The sequence below is a fragment of the Rubrobacter sp. M3-4 genome (assembly GCF_059772285.1).
This window is the reverse complement of the sequence record NZ_JCBAJP010000001.1, coordinates 256,829-271,103: the sequence shown is the minus strand read 5'-3', so window position 1 is coordinate 271,103 and position 14,275 is coordinate 256,829. Positions and strand designations below refer to the sequence as shown.

15 protein-coding genes and 1 pseudogene are annotated in these 14,275 nt (G+C 67.7%); 7 read left to right on the top strand and 9 right to left on the bottom strand.

Annotated elements, in window-relative coordinates; genetic code table 11:
- Positions 1–2 precede the first annotated feature (2 nt).
- Entirely contained in the window at positions 3–1,409 is a 1,407-nt protein-coding gene (locus tag AC6EKW_RS01265; RefSeq protein ID WP_273887285.1) for an MFS transporter, read from the bottom strand.
- A gap of 108 nt (positions 1,410–1,517) precedes the next feature.
- The gene (locus tag AC6EKW_RS01260) at positions 1,518–2,108 is read right to left on the bottom strand and encodes a TetR/AcrR family transcriptional regulator (RefSeq protein ID WP_273887349.1); all 591 of its coding nucleotides are present in this window, start codon (positions 2,106–2,108) and stop codon (positions 1,518–1,520) included.
- A gap of 82 nt (positions 2,109–2,190) precedes the next feature.
- Here AC6EKW_RS01260 and AC6EKW_RS01255 point away from each other — a divergent pair, with 82 nt between their 5' ends.
- The 4 genes from AC6EKW_RS01255 (at position 2,191) to AC6EKW_RS01240 (ending at position 4,668) form a co-directional block, all read left to right on the top strand.
- The gene (locus tag AC6EKW_RS01255) at positions 2,191–2,511 is read left to right on the top strand and encodes a DMT family transporter (RefSeq protein ID WP_273887286.1); all 321 of its coding nucleotides are present in this window, start codon (positions 2,191–2,193) and stop codon (positions 2,509–2,511) included.
- Positions 2,511–2,837, top strand: a complete 327-nt coding sequence (locus AC6EKW_RS01250) for a DMT family transporter (protein ID WP_273887287.1) — start codon at positions 2,511–2,513, stop codon at positions 2,835–2,837. Before AC6EKW_RS01255 ends, AC6EKW_RS01250 begins: the two co-directional genes overlap by 1 nt.
- Positions 2,838–2,969: 132 nt before the next feature.
- Entirely contained in the window at positions 2,970–4,250 is a 1,281-nt protein-coding gene (locus AC6EKW_RS01245) for an ArsB/NhaD family transporter (RefSeq protein ID WP_273887350.1), read from the top strand.
- Between the two features lie 22 nt (positions 4,251–4,272).
- On the top strand, positions 4,273–4,668 hold the full coding sequence (locus AC6EKW_RS01240; RefSeq protein WP_498513450.1) for a hypothetical protein: 396 nt from the start codon (positions 4,273–4,275) through the stop codon (positions 4,666–4,668).
- Between the two features lie 30 nt (positions 4,669–4,698).
- On the opposite strand, the gene dapB is transcribed toward AC6EKW_RS01240, so the two are convergent.
- From dapB to AC6EKW_RS01210, 6 genes and pseudogenes are all read right to left on the bottom strand, one after another.
- Positions 4,699–5,472 (bottom strand): 4-hydroxy-tetrahydrodipicolinate reductase, encoded by a 774-nt coding sequence (gene dapB, locus AC6EKW_RS01235; RefSeq protein WP_498513449.1) that lies wholly within the window; start codon positions 5,470–5,472, stop codon positions 4,699–4,701.
- The gene (gene dapA / locus AC6EKW_RS01230) at positions 5,469–6,362 is read right to left on the bottom strand and encodes a 4-hydroxy-tetrahydrodipicolinate synthase (RefSeq protein ID WP_273844532.1); all 894 of its coding nucleotides are present in this window, start codon (positions 6,360–6,362) and stop codon (positions 5,469–5,471) included. Before dapA ends, dapB begins: the two co-directional genes overlap by 4 nt.
- Positions 6,355–7,584 (bottom strand): aspartate kinase, encoded by a 1,230-nt coding sequence (locus AC6EKW_RS01225; RefSeq protein ID WP_273887290.1) that lies wholly within the window; start codon positions 7,582–7,584, stop codon positions 6,355–6,357. Before AC6EKW_RS01225 ends, dapA begins: the two co-directional genes overlap by 8 nt.
- 45 nt (positions 7,585–7,629) lie before the next feature.
- On the bottom strand, positions 7,630–8,616 hold the full coding sequence (locus tag AC6EKW_RS01220; protein ID WP_498513448.1) for a CPBP family intramembrane glutamic endopeptidase: 987 nt from the start codon (positions 8,614–8,616) through the stop codon (positions 7,630–7,632).
- Positions 8,617–8,622: 6 nt separating this feature from the next.
- A pseudogene (locus AC6EKW_RS01215) lies at positions 8,623–9,216 on the bottom strand (redoxin domain-containing protein); the annotation flags it as partial.
- 12 nt (positions 9,217–9,228) lie between these two features.
- The gene (locus AC6EKW_RS01210) at positions 9,229–9,360 is read right to left on the bottom strand and encodes a thioredoxin domain-containing protein (RefSeq protein WP_337958729.1); all 132 of its coding nucleotides are present in this window, start codon (positions 9,358–9,360) and stop codon (positions 9,229–9,231) included.
- 210 nt (positions 9,361–9,570) lie between these two features.
- Here AC6EKW_RS01210 and AC6EKW_RS01205 point away from each other — a divergent pair, with 210 nt between their 5' ends.
- From AC6EKW_RS01205 to AC6EKW_RS01195, 3 genes are all read left to right on the top strand, one after another.
- Positions 9,571–9,981 carry a hypothetical protein gene (locus AC6EKW_RS01205; RefSeq protein WP_273887293.1) on the top strand — a complete coding sequence of 137 codons (411 nt, stop codon included), beginning with the start codon at positions 9,571–9,573 and terminating at the stop codon, positions 9,979–9,981.
- Positions 9,982–10,138: 157 nt separating this feature from the next.
- On the top strand, positions 10,139–10,933 hold the full coding sequence (gene modA / locus AC6EKW_RS01200; protein WP_498513447.1) for a molybdate ABC transporter substrate-binding protein: 795 nt from the start codon (positions 10,139–10,141) through the stop codon (positions 10,931–10,933).
- Positions 10,933–11,763 carry an ABC transporter permease gene (locus AC6EKW_RS01195; protein WP_498513446.1) on the top strand — a complete coding sequence of 277 codons (831 nt, stop codon included), beginning with the start codon at positions 10,933–10,935 and terminating at the stop codon, positions 11,761–11,763. Before modA ends, AC6EKW_RS01195 begins: the two co-directional genes overlap by 1 nt.
- On the opposite strand, the gene AC6EKW_RS01190 is transcribed toward AC6EKW_RS01195, so the two are convergent.
- The gene (locus tag AC6EKW_RS01190; protein ID WP_498513445.1) at positions 11,720–14,047 is read right to left on the bottom strand and encodes an acyltransferase family protein; all 2,328 of its coding nucleotides are present in this window, start codon (positions 14,045–14,047) and stop codon (positions 11,720–11,722) included. The two genes, AC6EKW_RS01195 and AC6EKW_RS01190, sit on opposite strands and share 44 nt — an antisense overlap.
- Positions 14,048–14,275: the final 228 nt, after the last annotated feature.

Below are 14,275 nucleotides of genomic sequence, written 5' to 3'. Positions count from 1 at the left end.
GTTTAACGCGCTTCGGTACCGGAGTGATCCCCCGGGCTCTTCTGGGACGAGACGATCGCGGCGGCAACGTCCCGCTGGTAGGTGCGCAGCGCGAGCAACAGGATCAGACCGTTCAATACGAGCAGGGGAAGGAGGACGAGGAAGACCCTCTCCAACCCGAGCGAACCGCCGCCGAGAGCGGCGGAGAGGGCCCCGAAGGAGACCGGGGCGAGCCCCTCGGCCCCGGAGCGCAGGACCTGCCGGATCGACTCCGCCCTCCCCCTCAGACGACCCACCAGCACGTCGACCCGGATCGCGTCGAGCGACGGCCTCGCCCCTGCGAGGAAGAACGCCCCGGCGGCGAAGAAGGGGATGGAGACGGAGAGCGAGCGCGAGATGAACGCCGGGTAGAGCGCGACCACCGAGAGCACGTAGCTCACCGAACCCACCAGGATCCTGCTGTTCACCACCCCGCGCCGCAGCAGCGCGTCGCTCAGTCGGCTGAGCGCCACCACCCCCGCCACCGCGCCGATGCCCACGACGAGGATCGCGAGGTTGGCCTCGCCCTGCGAGATGCCGTACCAGCCGGTGGCAAACACTATGGCGAAGGTGGCGATGGCCTGGAAGAAGAAGTCACCCACCGACCGGGCCACGAGCACGATGAGGTCGGTGCGCACCTCGACCGTGTACTTCGCCGCCTCCCACATGGACATCTCGGAGGGGTCGTGCTCCAGCAGCCCGTGCGGGCTCGGCTCGACGCCGCGCTCGCGCACGAGCCTGCGCACCAGGCTCTCCTCGCCCCCTTCCTCCGGGCCTTCGGCCCCGACCCGCTCCGGCTCCCCGACCCTCCAGAGGGCGAGCGCGAGAGCCGCCCCGCCCGCGGCGAGCAGCCAGAAGTTCCACCGCCAGGAGGCCACCCGCGAGAGGATGGGCGGGAGCACGTATCCTATGCCCAGCCCGATCAGGACGCCCGCGTTGACGATGCCGAGCGCCCGCGACCGCCTCGCCGCCGGGACGATGTCCCCGATCAGGGAAGGTATCACGGGGCCGGAGGTCGCCGCTGCCATCCCGAGGGCGAAGCTCGTCCCGAAGAACATCCAGAAGCCGGTCGAGGCTCCGAGCGCACCCATGGCCGCCGCCCATACCACGAAGCTCCCCGCCAGCAGCAACGTGCGCCGGGCCCTGTCGGCGAGCATCCCGAGCGGTACGGCGGCCCCGGCGCTGACGAAGAGCAGCGCCGTGGAGAGCATCCCGAGCCGGAAGTTTCCTATCCCGAAGGCGTGCTTGAGCGTGGGGCCTATGGCCCCTATGAGCCCGCGCTCGGCGTAGTCGAGAGCGACCACGAAGAAGAGCAGCAACAGCACCCGCCGGCGGTTGCTCGCGAGCAGTCCGTGCACGGCTCGCTGCAGCCTGCGGACACCCTGAACCACCCGGCCGAACCTCCCGGTCAGGGCCGGCGGGATGCCGCCGGCCGAACTTCGGCCGCGCCCGCGCGGCCCTCAAATCATCCTACCAGCGCACCCTACCCCGCGGGGATTTTATCTCGCCGCCCCACGCAGCCTCTCCAGATGTGCGTCCAGCAGCGCCCTCTGCTCCTCCGGCGGCCACTTCCCGGGTTCGAAGACGGCCTGCATCCCAACGCCGTCCACCAGCGCGACGAGCGAGTTGGCCTCCCGCACGGGGTCCAGCGTAGAGCCGAGATCCCCCCGCCGCTGGGATTCCTCCACCAGCGCCCGCACCACGCCGCGCCACAGCGAGTACCAGTAGTTCTGCTCGGCCCTCAGCGCCTCGTCCCGCGCCGCCCGTGCCCAGAACTCGAGCCAGACGCGCATCTCCTCGGCCCTCTCCTCGTCCAGCGGCAGCGCCTCCAACAACACGGCCCTGAGCGCCTCGATCCCCACCTTGCCGCGGATCCCACGCTCGAAGCGTCCCACGGCTCTCTCTACCGAGACGTGTAGCGTGTGTACCAGCAACGCGTCCTTGTCCTCGAAGTAGTGCGCCAGAACCCCCGTGGAATACCCGGCCTCAGAGGCGATCTCACGCACCGTCGCAGCCTCCAGCCCCCCCCTCGCCACGGCCCGCCACGCCGCCTCCGCTATCTCTCTCCTCCGCCTCTCGTGATCCACCACCCTCGGCAATTCGAACCTCCAGCTTGTCTCCCCGCTGAAATATATTATAACGATCATCCGAAATAAAACGTAAAGGAGGGGCATGGCCTGGTTGCTTCTGGTAGTGGCGGGATTTTTCGAGGTTGGGTTTGCGCTGGGGCTCAAGCTCTCGCAGGGGTTCACGCGGCCTTGGCCGGTGGTCGGGATGGTGGTTTCGGGAGCGATGAGCTTCTCTTTGCTGGCGTGGGCGATGCGGGGGTTACCGGTGGGGACGGCGTATGCGGTATGGACCGGGATCGGGGCGGCGGGGACGGTGGCGTTCGGGATAGTGTTTCTCGGGGAGCCTGCGGGTCTCCTGCGGGTCGGGGCGATAGCCCTCATCCTGGCCGGGGTCGTCGTGTTGAGGCTGACGGAGGTCGGGTAGTGCTCTTCTGGTTCTATCTGGTCGTGGCGATAGTGCTCGAGGTCGCGGGGACGAGTGCTATGAAGCTTTCGGAGGGTTTTACGCGGCCGGGCCCTTCGGCGGCGATCCTCGTACTGTATGGGGTGAGCCTCTATCTGTTCACGCTCGCGCTCAAGAAGATAGACGTGAGCGTGGCGTACGCGGTGTGGAGCGGGGTTGGGACGGCGATGATCGCGCTGGTCGGGGTGCTGTGGTTCCGGGAGCCGGTGACGGCGCTGAAGATGGTCTCGCTTCTGCTGATAATCGCCGGGGTCATCGGGCTCAACCTGGGGGGCGTGCGCGGGTAGGGGCCGGGGGAGCTTCTGTGAGAAAACTCTAATGTTCTTCCTAATTCGCTCCCAGGTTTCGATGACAAGCTATGCAAACGAAGGTTTATCGGTCTCGACGGGAGGCGGGGATTCGGAGATGGTGCGGTTTTGATGGCGGAAGTTTTTGCAGTAGCGGTCTTCGTCGCGGTACTTTTGGTCATCGCGGCCGAGCTGGTCAACCGCACGGTCGCGGCCCTCCTCGGTGCGGCCGTGGTGATCTCCTTCGGCGTGGTCGGGCAGCACGAGGCCGCGGTCAAGTTCATAGATTGGAACACCATCGGTCTCCTGGCGGGGATGATGGTGATGGTCGCGATCCTGAACCAGACCGGCCTGTTCGAGTACCTGGCCATAAAGAGCGCCCAGTGGGGCAAGGCCCGGCCTGGGAGGATACTGGTGCTGCTCAGCGTGACGACGGCCGTCCTCTCCGCCTTCCTGGACAACGTGACGACGGTGATACTCATGGTCCCGGTGACGTTCCTGATAGCCGACACCCTGAGGGTCTCGCCGGTTCCTTTCCTGCTCGCCCAGGTCATGGCGTCGAACGTGGGTGGCGCAGCCACGCTCATCGGCGATCCGCCGAACATCCTGATCGGGAGCGCCGCTGGGCTGTCCTTCACCGACTTCGTCTCGAACCTCGCTCCGGTGGTGATCCTCTCCCTTCCGGTGGTTCTGACGTACCTGTACGTGGTGTTCCGCAGGGACCTGCGGTACAGCAAGGGTGCGGAGGCGGACGTCCAGAGGCTCGATGCCCGGGGGGCCATCCGGGATGCGGTCCTGCTCCGCAAGTCGCTCCTGGTCCTCGGTGCCGTGGTGGGGGCCTTCTTCCTGCACGGCTTCCTGCACCTCGAGGCGGCCACCGTGGCCCTGTTCGGGGCCGCCGTCCTCATGCTCTACGCCAGGAGCGACGTGGAGAAGGTGTTGCGGGACGTCGAGTGGCCCACGCTGCTGTTCTTCGTCGGGCTCTTCGTTCTGGTCGGCGGGCTGCAGGCCACCGGAGCCGTGGGCAGGATCGCCCAGCTTCTGGCCGGTATCGGGGAGCCCACCTCCGTCGCCACGGCGGTCGCGATCATCTGGGGCAGCGCGTTCGCCTCCGGCATCGTGGACAACATACCCTTCACGGCCACCATGGTCCCCGTGATCAAGGAACTGGCCCAGGCTCAGGGGCTCTCCGATGCCGAGATCCGGCCGCTGTGGTGGGCGCTCGCCCTCGGGGCGGACTTCGGCGGCAACGCCACCCTGATCGGGGCTTCGGCGAACGTCGTCGTCGCCGGCATGAGCGAGCGGGCTGGCAGGAGGATCTCTTTTTTCCGGTTCATGATCTATGGCATCCCGGTGACCGTCCTTTCGCTCGTCGTGGCGACGGCTTACGTGCTCTTGAGGTACTACGTGTGAGGGTTTGACTATGATGGATCTGATGCGAAATACCGCTTGCTCGCCCGGGGATACGGTCCGTGCCGTACTCCGGTTCAGGTGGGAGAGGGAGTTCGAGGCGGTCATGGTCGAATTCCACAGGACCACCTTCGGTGGTGCGGCGTATGGGAACCGCATCGTGTTGCTGGAGCGGAGCCGCGAGTACACCATTGAGGACGGCCGGCCCTGTGTCGTCGCGAGCCTCGAGGGGATCGTCCCCGACTCAGTCCGGCCCGGTACGTACGTGTGCCGCTACGTGCGCTGCTTCGTGCCCGGACGCGGCTGGTTGATACTGTTCGAGAACGTCGGCGGTGTGAGCCTTCTGGTGCGCAGGGGGCCACCCGTTGTCCGGCCGGGAGAGGAGGGGGCGGAGTTCCTCGCCCTGGAGGTCGGCGTTTAGAGGACGAAGGGGCCGGTGTTGGACTCGCTCCTAGCCGAGTACCTCGCGCATCGAGTAGAGACCCGGTTCCGCCGTAGCGGCGAACCTCGCGGCTTTGAGGGCGCCCGTGGCGAAGACCCTCCTGGAGAGGGCGCGGTGGGTCACCTCCACCTCCTCGTCGTCCCCGAGGAAGAGGAGGCGGTGCTCCCCGACGACCGCCCCGCCACGGACGGCGTGCACCCCGATCTCGCCTTTCTTCCGCGGGGCCACACCCTCGCGGCCGAAGGTGGCGACTTCCTCCAGCTTCACGCCTCTCCCTTCCGCGGCGGCGCGCGCCAGGAGCAGCGCCGTCCCCGAGGGAGCGTCCCGCTTGTTCCTGTGGTGGGCCTCGACGAGCTCTATGTCGTAGGACCCGCCGAGCCGCTCCGAGAGCAGGCGCACCACTTCGCGCAGGAGGTTCACCCCGACGCTCGTGTTCGGGGCGAGCACGATGGGCACCCTCCCGGCGGCCTCCCTCACCTGCTCCGTCTGCTCCCCGGAGAGCCCGGTCGTCCCGATCACGGCGGGCTTCGCGTAGGCGAGGTGCTCCACGGTCGCCTCCGGTGTCGTGAACTCGATCAGGACCTCCGCGTCCTCCGGAGGGGCCTCCGTGGCGGCGACGCCGACCCGGCCCCACCCGCACAGCTCGCCCAGGTCCTCGCCCAGGTGCTCCGAGTCGGACCGGACCACCCCTCCGGCGAGCTCGAGGTCCTCGCTCTCTAGCACGGCCCGACAGAGCTCGCGGCCCATCCGGCCCGCCGCCCCGATGATCGCTGCTCTTATCACACTTCTTCGGGGGTGGGGAGCAGGTGGGAGTGGCGCTCGAGTACCTCCTGCAGCCTGCGGAGGTTCTCCCCCTCCATCGGCGAGAGCGGCAGCCGCATCTCGTCCGAGCAGAGCCCCAGCAGCGAGGCTGCGGTCTTCACGGGGATGGGGTTCGTCTCGATGAAGAGCGCCCGGAAGAGGGGCAGGAGCTCGTAGTGCATCTCGCGTCCGCGCGCGAAGTCGCCCGAGAGGAGCGTGCGGACCATCCGCGAGACGGCCGCCGGGGCGACGTTCGAAGCCACCGAGATCACGCCGTCGCCGCCGAGCGCGATGATCGGGAGCGTCAGCGAGTCGTCCCCGGAGAGGATGACGAACTCCTCCCCGCACGTCCGGCGGATGTCGGCGGCGAGGTCCATCGAGTGGGTCGCCTCCTTCGTTCCGACGACGTTCGGGATCTCCGCCAGGCGCGCGGTTGTCTCCGCCGAGAGTGCGACCCCCGTGCGGGAGGGGATGTTGTAGAGGATCAGGGGGAGCGAGGTGCTCTCCGCGATCGCGGCGAAGTGGCGGTAGAGCCCCTCCTGGGTCGGCTTGTTGTAGTAGGGGGTGACCTGCAGCGAGCCGTCGGCGCCCGCCTCCTCGGCCATCTTCGTGTAGCGGATCGCCATGTCGGTGCTGTTCGAGCCGGTGCCCGCGATCACCGGGACCCGACCGTTCGCCACCCGGACCACGGTCTCGACGACGAGCCGGTCCTCCTCTTCGGAGAGGGTCGGGCTCTCCCCCGTCGTGCCGCAGGGGACGAGGCCGTCGACGCCCTGGTTGATCTGGAACTCCACCAGTCCTTCGAGCGCCTCGACGTCGACCTCGCCGTTTCTGAACGGTGTGACGAGCGCGGTGAAGGTGCCTCTAAACATCTCTCTCCTCCAGCTCGAAGTCCCTGTGGAGGCTTCTTACCGCCTCCTCCACCCTCTCCACGGGTATAACACATGTTACCTGTATCTCCGAGGTCGAGACCATCCGGATCGGGATGCCCGCCCGACCCAAAGAGGCGAACATCCTGGCCGCGTATCCGGGGCGGTTGAGCATGCCGGTCCCGACCACCGAGACCTTCGCCAGGCCCAGTTCGCCCTCGGCCTCGCCGCCCAGGGAGGAGGCGACCTCCCCGGCGAGCTCCCTGGCCTCCTCGTAGTCGCCGCGCCGCACGGTGAACGCCACGTCGGAGATGCCCTCGCGGTTCGCGCTCTCGACGATGACGTCGACCGAGATGCCGCGCCCGGCGAGCGGTTCGAAGACCTTGCTTAGCGTCCCCGGGCCCGTGCGGATCCCACGCAGCGTGATGCGCGAGACGTCCAGGTCGTGGACTATCCCGGCGACCGTCTCCCGCGTCTCCAGGTGTTCCAAGACGTCACCTCCCCTTATCACCGTGCCCGGACCCTCTTCGAAGGAGCTCTTCACGTGCACCTCCACCCCGTAGAGCGCGGCGAGCTCGACCGCCCGCGGGTGCATGACCTTCGCCCCCCGCCAGGCCATCTCCGCCATCTCGGCGGTGGAGATCTCGGGTATCCTGCGCGCTGCGGGGACGATCCTCGGGTCCGCGGTGTAGACGCCGTCTACGTCGGTGTAGATCTCGCAGCGGCTGGCCCCGAGCGCCGCGGCGAGCGCGACCGCGGTCGTGTCCGATCCGCCCCGCCCGAGCGTCATCACGTCGCCCAAAGAGTTCATCCCCTGAAAGCCCGCGACGATCACGACTTTTCCCTCGCCGAGCAGTTTCTTTATTCGATCCGGGCGCACCTCGGAGATGATCCCCGAGCCGTAGCGGCCGGTCGTCCTCATCCCGGCCTGCGGGCCGGTCAGGGAGACGGCCTCGACCCCCCGGTCGGAGAGCGCCATCGCCAGGAGCGCTACCGATTGCTCTTCACCGGTCGCCAGCAGCTGGTCTATCTCGCGCGGGGAGGGGTTCTCGCTCACCTCGGAGGCGAGGTGCAGCAGGTTGTCGGTCGTCTTGCCCATCGCCGAGACCGTCACCACGAGGTCCACCCCCGACCTTCTCGTCCGGGCGACGCGCCCGGCCACTGCTTTTATGTGCTCGGCGGTCGCGACCGAGCTTCCGCCGTACTTCTGGACGATGATCCCCAAGGCTGTTTCTTCCTCCCGACGCGGGATGTTCTTCCGGCGGATAGCCTAGCGCATGCGGTCGGATTTCGCACCATCATCCCCCGGCCTCCGGGCGAGTTCTTCTCGAATCCCGAGCCGTCCCCGGCTGAGCTTCACCCACCCGGCGGTGATCACCATCCCGACGAGCACCGCGGCGGTCACGAGCAGCCCACCCTCCGGGCCGAACGCCCCGCCGGTCCAGACGTCCGGCCCGCGCTCGCGGCTGGCGAAGAAGACCGCCCCGACCGGAGAGGTGCCGCTCACCGGTAGTCCGTAGACCACGCCCTCGAAGATGTTCCAGGTTATGTGGATGCCGATCGGGATCGCGAGCTCCCCGGTGAGGACGTACCCGGTTCCCAGCAGGAGCCCGGCGAGCGCCACGTTCGCCGCGCTGACGGCGGTGGCGTTGGGGTTGAACAGATGCAGGAGACCGAAGAAGGCCGAGGACAGCACCCAGGCTGCCACCACCGCCCCGCGCTCTCCGATGAAGGGGAGGTTGAGCCCTTCGGCCAGGTTTCTGAGCTGGTATCCGCGGGAGAAGGTCTCTTCGTAGATCCCGACGCACAGGTAGAGCACGAGGACCGGAAGGAGCGCGGTGGCGAAGGGGAGGCCGGGGAGCAGCGATTCGAGGGTTCCCCGTACCTTCACCCAGCCGAGTGCGTCCTCGACCGCGAATACGCCGCTGATGAGCGCGGCGCCGAGCGCGAGCCCGAAGAGGAGGTCGTAGAACCACCTGCGCCTCAGGTGGAATCCGAAGTCCTCGAAGCGCCTGCGGTCGAAGAACCGCCCGGAGAGCCACACGCTCACGAGCACCGCCGGCAGGTTGGCGACGAAGCCGACGAGCGAGAGGCCTATCCCCCCGCCCCCGGCGGCCCTCCAGGAGACGAAGAGTATCCCGGCGAAGACCCCCGCCAGGATCTGCCAGAGGACGAACTGCAGCAGGAGACGCCACAGCGCGCGCGGTCGGGAGGTTTTACCTCCACCCTCCAGAAAGATCCACACCAGCGGCCGCACGACCGGCTACCCCGTCTTCTTCATCTCCAGCGTCTTCCGGATCGCGCCCCTGTACTCCCGGACCATCCGCTGGTAGCGGTCCACCTCTCTGAACGCCTCCTTGCCTGCGGGGCCCCACCTCCCGAACCGGCGCTTGAGCGCGACGGTGGCGAAGTGGAGGGCGCGGTAGTAGATCGAAAGCTCTTCCAGGCTCATCGCGGGACGGTCCGGGCGGACGCTCTGCTCGCGGGCCTCCTTCGGCGTGAGGCGGACCCGGGGCTCCGTCTCCCCGTAGCTGCCGCCTCCCACGAGGTCGTCCAGCGCCGCGAAGACCTCCTCATCCTCCGGACGGTCGGCGAAGTCCTCCCCGGCGTAGAGGTAGCGGACCGTTCCGGAAGCATCGAGCGCCACGATGGAGGGTACGGCGACGTGCTCCTCCTCGTTCCAAAGTCCCCAGAGCCTCGCCAGCTCCCCCCTGGCGTCGCTGAGCAGCGGGAACGGAAGAAGGAGTCTGGAAGCCATCCCGGCGCCCCGCTCCGGCGGATCGACGCTTATCCCGGCGAGCTGCACCCCGCGCCGCTCGAACTCCCCGAACTTCCTGGCGAAGCTGACCAGCTGCCCGTTGCAGTACGGTCACCAGTCGCCCCGGTAGAAGACGAGCACCACAGGTCCCCGCTCGAGCTGGCCCGAGAGGTTCCACGGTTCGCCCTTCTGGTCCGGAAGCTCGAAGCAGAGCGCCCTTTCCCCGACCCCTATGCGCGACATCTCTCTCCTTCCTGACGGCGCTGCACCCTCTGGGATTCGGGGATAGTTTTACCGCACGCGACGTGCTCGTGGGAAGCCGGGGAAGGGGGCGGGTCCGACCGCCGATCTGGAGAGCACAGGGATGCCAGACCCCGGGCCGGACGAAGCTCCGGATCCAAAAAGCCGGGACCCGTGAAGGGTCCCGGCCTCCTTTCGCGAGGATGATCTTCCGTGAAAGATCAGGAGCTGCTCGCGGAGCTGCTCACCGGGGAGCTGCTCATCGAGGAGCTGCTCGCAGCGCTGCTGCTCGCCGGGGAGCTGCTGGCGGCGCTGCTGCTCGCAGCGCTGCTCGTCGCGCTGCTCGCCCCGCCCCCGCCACTCCCGCAGGCGGCGAGGATCATGGCGGAGAGCATCAGCGCTCCGATCAAGAGAACTATCTTCCTTATTCCCGTTGAGGCGACGCGTCTCACCAAACGACCTCCCTCTTCTTCCGTTTTCACGTCCGTTCGCAACGCCCGTCTGCTGGTCCAGTATCCTAACGCATCTCAGCGCAGATATCTTAGCGTAGCAAGGAGCGTAGTACAAAAACGTAAAAAATCAATAAGGAAACGCAATAAAACATCCCCTACGACGGACGTGTGAGGGCGGTAATTCTGTGCAGTGTGCCCGAAGACGTCTCCCTGAGGCCAGCCTAACATGCGGAAGAGAACGACGGCGAGCCCGGCGAGGGCGGTATCGGAGGAGGCTGGTTCTGGAATCGAAGCGGAGTCTCGTTGCTTCTTTACTGATCCTGGGACTCGTGCTCCCGCTCCTCGCTGGATGCGGCGGGGCAGGGGCCGTCGGCGGGCCTTCCACTTCCGGTGGTGGGCGGGGAGGAGCGACGCTGACGGTCTTCGCGGCCGCCTCGCTCACGGATGCCTTCGGACAGCTGGCGAAGGATTTCGAGCGTCAGCACCCCGGCGTTCGGGTGCGCAACAACTTCAACGGCAGCTCGACGCTCGCGGCGCAGATCGAACAGGGTGCGCCCGCAGACGTCTTCGCCTCGGCCGACACCCAACAGATGCGGAGACTTCAAAAGAAGGGGCTCATTGCCGGCAAGCCGCGGTTGTTCGCGAGAAACCGCGAGGTCGTCATCGTGCCGAGGTCGAACCCGGCGCACATAAGGGGGTTCAAAGACCTCGCCAAACCCGGCGTGAAGCTCGTGCTCGCCGCCAAGGGAGTCCCGGCGGCGGTCTACGCGACGAAGATACTGGATAAAGCGGCGAAGGACCCCGCATACGGGCCCTCCTTCGAAAAAGGTGTGACCTCGAACGTCGTCTCGCGGGAGCAGGACGTGCGGGCGGCTGTGAGCCGGGTGGCGACCGGTGACGCCGATGCCACCTTCTGCTATGCGAGCGACGTCACCCCGGACGTCCGGGGCAAGGTGAGGGTCATCGAGATCCCGAAGAACTTGAACGTCGTCGCCACCTATCCCATAGCCGTGGTCAAGGGGTCGAAGAACGAGAAGCTGGCGCGGGAGTGGGTGGATCTCGTGACGAGCCAGAAGGGGCAGAAGGTGCTCGAGAAGTGGGGCTTCATGCCGGCCTCCGGGTGATGGGCGGGAAGAGTCACCGGAAGGAGCTGCGCAAGCGGTTCGCGGGCCCCGACTGGTTTGCCTCGGGGCTCGCGGTCGCCGCGCTCGGGCTGCTCGCCGGCTTCATAAGCATCCCGCTCGTGAGCCTCCTGATATGGACGGTGGACCATAAGGCGTGGTCTGCGATGGCCTCGCCGGTCGCCCGTCAGGCGCTCGCGCTCAGCGCCCGCACGACGTCGATTTCCATGGGGATCCTCATCCTTTTCGGCACCCCGGCGGCGTACATCCTCTCCCGGGCGCGCTTCAAGGGGGCCCGGGCGCTCAACACCCTGATGGAGCTGCCGGTCGTCCTGCCGCCCTCCGCCGCCGGGATAGCGCTGCTTCTGGCGTTCGGGAGGATGGGGTTGCTCGGGAGTGGGTTCAGCGCCTTCGGGATAGAGCTCAGCTTCACGACCGCGGCCGTGGTCATGGCCGAGGTCTTCGTCGCCGCGCCGTTCTACGTCCGGCAGGCCGCCACGGGCTTCGCCGGGGTCGAGCGCAGCGCCGAGGAGGCGGCGCTCGTGGACGGGGCGACGAAGAGCGGGGCGTTCTTCAGGGTGAGCGTCCCGCTGGCCTTCCCCGCGCTCGTCTCCGGCGCGATTCTGGCGTGGGCGCGGGCGCTCGGGGAGTTCGGGGCGACGATCATCTTCGCCGGGAACTTCCGCGGGGTCACCCAGACGGTGCCGCTCGCGATCTACACGGTCTTCCAGAGCAACATAAACGCCGCGGTCGCGCTCTCGGTTCTGGTGTTGGGCTTCGCGTTCGCGGTCATCCTGAGCGTGCGCTACCTGACGGGCCGCTCTGCCGGCTAGCCCCGCCCGGACCGTAGACCTTCTGCGCGAGGAGATGGGCGTAGGCCCGGGCTCCCGCCGGCCTGAGGTGTATCCCGTCGCTCCAGAAGAGGGCGGGCCGGTTCTCGCTGTAGGAGCGCCAGTCGACCATGGAGGCGTTCCCGTAGCGCGAGACGCCCTCGGCGATGACCCGGTCGTTGGGCTCCTCCCAGGAGCGGGGGACCTTGTCGTTCACGAAGATGACCCTCCTGCCGGGCCCCGCGATGCGCATGATCTGGTCGAACTGCTCCGGCGTGATGGGGCCGTTGTTCCCGATGGCGACTATCACGACGCGGCCCAGGGTGCCCGAGGTGCGTTCGTTCTGCAGGATTGAGATGGCCCTCTGCACCTGAAGGCCCTCTATGGCGTCGATGCGCACGCCTGCGCCGAGCTGCCGCTGCAGCTCGGGGGCGGCGCCGAGCATCACCGAGTCTCCGACGGCGCTTATCTGGGAGGGGGAGAGGTTCCTCGCGTGCGCCGCGGGGGATGAGCGTTCGGCGCTCCGGGGCGCTGTACCGTCCCGCGTGCCTTGTCCCGAGCCCGCGGCCGGGGCGTCGGGGCCGGTGTGCACCGAACGGACGGCGAGATAAGAGGGCGCCTTCGGCTCTCGGGCATTCGCCGCGGCGAAGACCAGCGCGAGGCAGCAGCCGAGAAAGAGCGAGCAGGCCGTCGCGTAGCCCGCCACCAGCCGGCGGCGCCTCGCTCCCCCGGTCGCGCGCAGACGGGCCAGCGCCTGCCCGAGAGCCCCACGCCTTATCGGGGTCTCGACGAAGCGGTAGGAGAGGTCTGCGAGCAGCACGGTCACCCCGAGGCGCAGCGCCAGCAGCGGCCAGCCCCCGAACGGGACGTCGAGGGCGGGGCGTGTCATGTCGAAGACCGGCCAGTGCCAGAGGTAGATGCTGTAGGAGCGCAGCCCGATCCACCTCAAAGGCTCCCGTCCCAGCATCCGGGCCCCGAAACGAGCCCGGGGCTCGACCGCGACGGCTATCACCCCGAGCGTGGCCAACGAGACCAGAACGAACCCGCCCCGGTAGAGGAAGGGCTCGAACTCACCGATTAGGAGCATCGAGGCGAACATGACGCCCAGGGACGCGAGCCCCGCGACGTCCAACGCGATGGGGGAGAAGAAGGCCCGCAGGCGCCGGGACGAGAGGAGGGCCTTACCCGGCTCGTAGAGCCTCCCCGGTGGGCGCACGAAGGCCAGCGCCGCCCCGAAGAGTATCTCCGCCGCGCGGGTGTCGGTGCCGTAGTAGACCCTCGAGGGGTCCGCGTCCGGGCTGTAGAGGAGCCCCATCCAGATGCTGGAGGCTACGGCCAGAAGAAAGGTGAACAGGGCCATCCCCCTCCTCCCCGTGAACCGCATCCCCAGGAAGAAGATGACGGGCCAGAGGAGGTAGAACTGCTCCTCGACCGCCAGCGACCACAGGTGCTCGAAGAGCGAGGGTCTCCCCACGGACTGGAAGTAGGACTGGTGGCTGAAGACGAAGTACCAGTTGGTCGCGTAGAAGAAGGCCGCCACAGCGTCGTAGCGCAGCCGCGCCAGCTCCCCCGGGAGGAAGACCGCCGCGAAGGCGAGCGTCACGAAGAGCAGCGCGTACAGGGCGGGGAGCAGCCTTCTCGCCCGCCGCACCCAGAACGCGCCGAGGTTTACGCGCTCTCGTTTGTTCCACTCCGAGAGCAGGAGAGAGGTTATCAGGTAGCCGCTCAGCACGAAGAAGACCGTGACCCCGAGAAACCCTCCGGGTATCCAGGAGAGGTTCGCGTGGTAGAAGAGGACCGCCGCCACCGCGATTGCCCTTATCCCATCGAGGCCCGGCAGGTAGGGGAGCGTCCCCCCCTTGCCCCTGGTGCGCTGGGGATGATCTTCCTTCCGCGCGCGGTGGGCCTCCCGCTCCGAGAACTCCCTCGAGCCGGTCGCGAAGCGGGCCCGGCTGCGGCCGAAGGAGAGCTCGTCGCCGCTTCTCAGGGGTTCGCGGTCTATGTAGAGGCCGTTCAGCAGCGTGCCGTTGGAGGAACCGAGGTCTTCTATGTAGAAGGACCCGTCGCGGCGGGAGATCCAGGCGTGGTGCCGCGAGACGTAAGGATCGGAGACCACCACGGTGTTGCTCTTCGAGCGCCCTATCGTCCATGGGCCCCTACCCTCCAGACGGTGGGTGCGGCCCTCCAGCTCCAGCCAGGCCGCCTCTCCGCCGCGGTTCAGGATGCCTCCGCCCTTCTCGCCTGCGATCCTCTTGCGGAAGCCGGTAAGACCGAACGTCCGGGGCATGAGGGCTCCTTCAGCCTCTGTTCCGGATCATTCACGGATCTCCGGTGTTCCCGGGTGCGGAAGGCCCCGCGGGAACGGCGGTGTGCCGCGCTGGTGAGAAAGCCTGCCGGTGCATGCGCTACCTCTCTCGCGTTCCACTACCGCTTCGTCCTCCCTCGTCGCGCAGGCGATGGTGAAAGCTTATCAGAGCGTCTGAGGGGCGGCCACGGGAATGGTCCTGCCCGGCGA